This is a genomic window from Marinimicrobium sp. UBA4509 (assembly GCF_002388575.1).
GTDB lineage: Bacteria > Pseudomonadota > Gammaproteobacteria > Pseudomonadales > Cellvibrionaceae > Marinimicrobium > Marinimicrobium koreense.
Genome location: NZ_DGMV01000022.1, coordinates 35,147 through 40,967, shown reverse-complemented (window position 1 = coordinate 40,967; position 5,821 = coordinate 35,147). Strand labels below are relative to the sequence as shown.

The following is a 5,821-nucleotide window of genomic DNA, read 5'->3' as shown; positions in this document are numbered from 1 at the left end:
AGAAACCAGAACAGTTGATCAAAGGACTCAATGGTCATGTTGCGCACCCGGATATGCTCGGCCACACCACCACGATCCAGGTTGGCTTTGAAGCGCACCGCCGCCTTTCCGCTGCGCAGAATGTTATCGGTAAAGTAGACGTGGCGAATACCGCCGGACATTTCGCTGCCCAGGGCTATGCCATCTTCGCCTCCCATGTCATTGTTACGTACCACCACATACTCACTGGGGCGGCCGACCTGGCGGCCATCGTAGTCCCGACCGGATTTGATCACCACCGAATCGTCCCCGGTGCGGAAGAAATTGTTCTCCACAATCACATAGCGACTGGAGTCCACATCAATCCCATCGTTGTTCGGGAACATGCTGTCCACTTTCAGGCCGCGCACAATGGCGTGATCGGTATAGACCAGGTGGTTGATCCAGAAGGGTGAGTTTTTGATGGTGTAGTCTTCCAGCAGCACTCGCTGGGCGTCGACAATCTGCAGCATGCTCGGGCGCAGGAAGTGCCCCTCGGCAAACTGACGCTCTTCCACCGGGTTGCCTGCGGCGCCCATGGCTCGAAGCGCGTCCATATCCGGGCGCTGCTTGTCGTACCAGGGATGAAACTCGCTGTCTTCGTTGCCGTCCAGTGTACCTTTGCCGGTCACGGCCACATCCTGTACCTGATAGGCGTAAATCAGAGGCGAGTAGCCATACATTTCGGTCCCTTCCCAACGGGTCAGCACGGCGGGCAGGTAATCTTCCGGCTCGGGACTGAACAACAGCGTGGCCCCTTCGCTGATGTGCAGATTGATCCGGCTTTTCAGATGAATCGGACCGTGACTCTCCCATTTGCCCTCGGGAATGATGACCCGGCCACCGCCGTCCGCACTGGCCTGTTCGATTGCCGCCATGATTGCCGGGCGGGCATCGCTGCGTTTGGCATCGAAGTCGGTGATCAGATAATCGCGATTGGGAATATTCGGTGGCTGGACCGCCTGGACAATTTCAGAGGCTTTATTCCAGTCCGCCTGGGTGTCATCGTGGCTGTCCAGCGCCTGGCTCAGGGATGCCGAGGTGGCCAGCACCGCGGCAAGCCCCCAGCGGAACAATGGGTTGATGGTCATAGGATCCTCACTACTGCTGAGTTGTTGTCATGATTTATAGAGGCGCTCTCACACGCCCCGACTATTGAAAAGCAAGTCTCGTCCGAACGCAATCAGCGGTCAAGCTCCAGTGCGGCGAGAATAAACGGACCGGTACCATGAGGGTCGTTCACGCGAATCGCCTCACCCACATAGTACTCGAAGGTTCCCGGCCGATAGGGGTCATTACCCAGGCCGGCGCTGCCACAGATCTGGGTCAGATGGATCTCGCCATTGGCTTCCACGTCCACCAGTTCCTGAATCAGGCCGTCGAAACCCCGTTCGGCCACCGCCTGGAACTTCTCCGGCAAGTAGCCCATGCGCACGCCCTTGGCCATGGCGTAGACGAACATGGAGGAACCGGAGGCTTCCAGATAGTTACCATAGCGATCGCCCTGATCCGTCACCTGATACCAGAGGCCAGACTCGTGTTGCACCTTCTCCAATGCCACCACCAGACGATTGAGAATATCGATCAGCGCCTGACGGTCGGGGTGGTCTTCGGGGAAGAAGTCCAGGGTATCCACCAGCGCCATGGCGTACCAGCCCATGGCCCGGGACCAGAAGTGCTCGGAAAGGCCCGTCTCATCATCGGCCCAGGTCTGGAGGGTACTTTCGTCCCAACCGTGGTACAGCAGCCCACTCTCCAGATCGCGGGTTTTGGATTCAATCAGTTTGAACTGATGGGCGATATCGGAAAAACTCTCGTCGGAGTCTTCAAAGGTGGCTGCGTACTGGGCCCAGTATGCCGCGCCCATGTACAGACCATCGAGCCACATCTGCCAGGGGTAGATGCGCTTGTGCCACAGGCCGCCGGAACGGGTGCGCGGCTGCCAGTCCAGCTGCTTGCGCAGGGTCTGCATGGCCGTCAGGTAACGTTCGTCCTGGTATTTTTCATACAGCAGGAACAACAATTTGCCCGCATTGACATCGTCAATATTGAAGTCCCAGATGTGATAGTTCTTGATCTGGCCCTGATCATCAATCAACTGATCCACATACACTTTCCCGTATTGCAGATAGCGGTCATCGCCGGTGCGCTCATAGGCTTTCTGCATTGAGTACAAGGTTAATCCATAGGTGTAAGCCCACTGAGGAGAATCCAGCAGTTTGTAGTCACGCATGGCCCAGGCTTCCGGGCTGCGTTTGATGATAGACAACGCCATTCGGTCCGACCACTTGCCGTCTTGCGGCACAGTGACGGTCGACTCGCCGGTCTGGGCGCTGGCACACCCCATGGTCAGACTGACCAGTGCCAATACCATCAACGGGAATCGGATGCCAAGCTTGATCCAACGGCATATTGGGTTGATCAACATGTCTCTCTCCTATCGTTATATGAAGTGGTTATGTATGCGGGTTGAGCAAAACGCTATCCAACGATTAAAAAAAGGCGCTGCCGACGTAGGTCCGGACAGCGCCAAGCTGGAGGCAAACGGTACACCAGGAAAACTTATCTCACTCAGGCCTTCATGCGTTTGACCTGAGGCTTGAGGTCGGTCAGCTCTTCGATTTTCACCGGCCGTCCCTCGTCAATACTCTTTCGCGCCGCCACGCCGATCAGCACCGACATGGCACCATCGCGAAAGTTGGCCTTCTGACCGAAATTACGCTCGGGTGGAATTCCCTTGAACACATGGGCATTGAGAATCGGGTCACCGCCCCAGTGCGCTTTGCGAATATAGGGCAACTCAATACGCTGGTAGTCACCAAAGTTTTTGGCGATGATCAATTCGTGTCGACCCTCTTCGCGGGTGCTGTGACTGGTCAGCCCCATTTCCTTTTCATACACCTTGGATTGATCGGTTTCCTGCTCTTCCAACCAGGGGATGCCTTCCCAGGTTTCCACCCGGCCATGCTTACCGTTCAGCGCCAGACGAAAGCCTTCAAATGGCGAATAAGTGGTCAGCGAGTAATTGACGATAACGTTGTTCGCGTAGCGCACCTGCACGCTCATCTTGTCGAAAATGTCGATTTCTTCGCGCCACAGGCAATTGTCGCGGATGTATCCGTCGTGGTGCTCATTTTCAACGTAGAGCTTGGTGGCCAGCTCGTCTTTGGTGATGTCCCAGTAGTAATCGCATTTTTTCTGATGCGGGCACTCCCGGCAGTTTTTACCCCGGAAGTCATTATTGTGGCCGTAGTGCTCCAGCGCACCGTAGGCGGATACCTCTACCGGGTCGGATTCGATAAACCAGTTCAGCAGGTCAAAATGGTGGGCCGACTTGTGCAACAGCAGCGTACCGCCCTTTTCGCGCAGACCGTGCCAGCGTCGGAAGTAAGAGGCACCGTGGTAGGTATTCAGATACCAGTTGAAGTCCACCGACACCACATCACCGATCTCCTTGCGATCAAGCACCTCCTTGAGCGAGGTGAACATATGGCCATAGCGGTAGTTGAAGCTCATGATCAGCTCGGCGTCGGAACGTTCCACCGCTTTCTGGATGGCGGTACATTTGTGCTCATCCGTGGTCATGGGCTTTTCGGTGATGACATTGATATTGCGATCCAACGCCTTGACGATGATCTCATCGTGACTGGCATCGTCGGTGGTCACCATCACCATGTCGATGGGGCCGCTGTCGAGCAGGGCATCAATGTCGGTAAAGGTAGGGCAATCGACCCCGATATAGTCTTGGGCGAACTGCAGGCGGCCCGGGTTGGTATCGCACAGGCCAACAAATTCCACGGCGTCGGAAAAGCCCTGCACGAGATCGCGCCCCCAGAAGCGGATGCCCCGGATGCCGGTACCGACTAGGGCCACGCGCATCTTGCGGCTGGCTTTCTCCGCCATGGCGCCAGCACTGGACGACACGAGCGCTGTTCCCGCCAGGATCTGGCCACTGCCGCGCAGGAAGGCACGACGATCAATCAAGCTGGTTGATTTGCTCATAGTTCTCTCGCTTTATTGTTATCTTGAAGACTCTCACGGCCAAAATGATTGCGCAATCACTCAGGATTTGCAAGTAAAAAAGTGAAAAGTTGCTTTTGTGTGATATTTGCCGCCAAAATGGCGGCCAGAAACGTCTGGGGTGGGTCACACCTGGACCGAGCCGCCCACACTGGAGGGACCATGACAAGCCGACACCGACGTTGCCATCACGCCCTGTTGCTACTGGGCTGGCTACTACTCTCCTCCCACGTCATCGCAGAGCCCCGCCCCAAGATCGTGTTTTCCTGCTGGATTCCAGAAACCGTGCCCCTGCATCAGCGGGTGAACACCCTGTTCTCCGAGTCCTTCGATGCCCTGGGCTACGATTTCGGCATGCATTACCGCCCCAACCAGCGCTCCTTGATGGAGGCCAACGCAGGCATCAGTGACGGCGACTGCGCCCGGACGCTGGATTACCGCGACAATAATCCTGAAAGCAGCCTGATCCGCATTGACGTGCTGCTGGCGCGAACCTCCATGGAGGCCTGGAGCCGCAATCCGGAACTCACCCTGAACACCGAACAGGACCTGACCCGTGAATCCCTGCGCATCGGCTATGTGCGGGGTCATGTCGTGATCAAGGAGTTGATGCAGCGCCACGAGCTGCCAAACGTGATCTCGGTAACCAGCACCGAACATGGGTTGAAGATGGTCAGTGCCGGACGGCTGGACCTGTTTATCGGCACCTCCGTATCAACGCGGCAGGAAATGCAGCAGATCGAGCTGACCCAGCCCATCTACTCGGCCGGCCATGTTCTGGAGATTGAGGGATATGCTTACCTGAACGAGGCACACCGCGCACTGCTGCCGTCACTGGAGCGGGAACTGCGCGAGCGACTGCCCACCGATGGCTGGCAGTTCGAGTGACCCGATCAACGCTGGGCAGGCCATTTCATCCGCGAGTACAATAGCCGCGTATACCCCTCTGAATCAGACCCGAACAAGGCAATCACCATGACACAGCGAGCCCTGTCCCGACTGGACCAACTGATTATCGGCATCGACCGGGTGGTACGCACCCTGGCGGACACGCCGGGAGAAGAGCGTCGCCCCTCCCCCGCTCGGGACCTGCCAAAATCCGAGCTGGATGACGCCGAGCGCCGCCACGCCGCAGGCCTGATGCGGGTAAACCACTCCGGCGAAGTCTGCGCCCAGGCGCTTTACCAGGGCCAAGCCCTGACCGCCAAGCTGCCCCAGGTACGCGCGGAAATGGAACATGCCGCCGAGGAGGAAATTGATCACCTGGTCTGGTGCCGACAACGGTTGGACGACCTGAACAGCCATACCAGCTACCTGAACCCGCTGTGGTACGGCCTGTCCTTCGCATTGGGGTCGGGGGCTGGTCTGGTCAGTGACCGGGTCAGCCTGGGGTTTGTGGCAGCGACCGAGGAGCGCGTGTGTCAGCACCTGCAAACACACCTGGAGCAGTTACCCGAAACCGACCGGCAGAGCCGGGCGGTGGTGCAACAGATGCTGACCGACGAAGCCAAACACGCCCAGACCGCCCTCGCCGCCGGCGGCCTGGATTTCCCGGCACCGGTAAAAACGGCGATGAGTCTCGTAGCCAGGGCGATGACCGCTTCCAGCTATAGGCTTTGAGACAAACCTTAATCGGTGGATGACGCCGCAGTGCGGCTTATCCACCCTACGCGACGATTGGCACTGAGGGACGGGAAGGGGAAGCCCTTTCAAGACCGTAGAGCGGGGGACCCGCGATCCGAGCCCCCAGGGACGGGTTTACGGCGTGTCTTGAAAGGGCTTC

5 protein-coding genes are annotated in these 5,821 nt (G+C 57.8%); 2 read left to right on the top strand and 3 right to left on the bottom strand.

Annotation, left to right across the window (positions count from 1 at the left end; genetic code table 11):
• From B3520_RS02520 to B3520_RS02510, 3 genes are all read right to left on the bottom strand, one after another.
• Positions 1-1,109, bottom strand: a 1,109-nt coding sequence (locus tag B3520_RS02520) for a glycoside hydrolase family 28 protein (RefSeq protein WP_286875340.1), incomplete at its 3' end; no start/stop codon positions are given.
• Positions 1,110-1,201: 92 nt separating this feature from the next.
• A complete protein-coding gene (locus B3520_RS02515; protein WP_286805350.1) occupies positions 1,202-2,446 on the bottom strand; it encodes a glycoside hydrolase family 88/105 protein in 1,245 nt (414 codons plus the stop codon).
• Between the two features lie 143 nt (positions 2,447-2,589).
• Positions 2,590-4,020 (bottom strand): Gfo/Idh/MocA family protein, encoded by a 1,431-nt coding sequence (locus B3520_RS02510; protein WP_286805347.1) that lies wholly within the window; start codon positions 4,018-4,020, stop codon positions 2,590-2,592.
• 180 nt (positions 4,021-4,200) lie between these two features.
• On the opposite strand from B3520_RS02510, the gene B3520_RS02505 reads away from it, so the two are divergent.
• A complete protein-coding gene (locus tag B3520_RS02505) occupies positions 4,201-4,926 on the top strand; it encodes a hypothetical protein (protein ID WP_286805345.1) in 726 nt (241 codons plus the stop codon).
• Positions 4,927-5,013: 87 nt separating this feature from the next.
• Positions 5,014-5,658 carry a 2-polyprenyl-3-methyl-6-methoxy-1,4-benzoquinone monooxygenase gene (gene coq7 / locus B3520_RS02500; RefSeq protein WP_286805343.1) on the top strand — a complete coding sequence of 215 codons (645 nt, stop codon included), beginning with the start codon at positions 5,014-5,016 and terminating at the stop codon, positions 5,656-5,658.
• Positions 5,659-5,821: the final 163 nt, after the last annotated feature.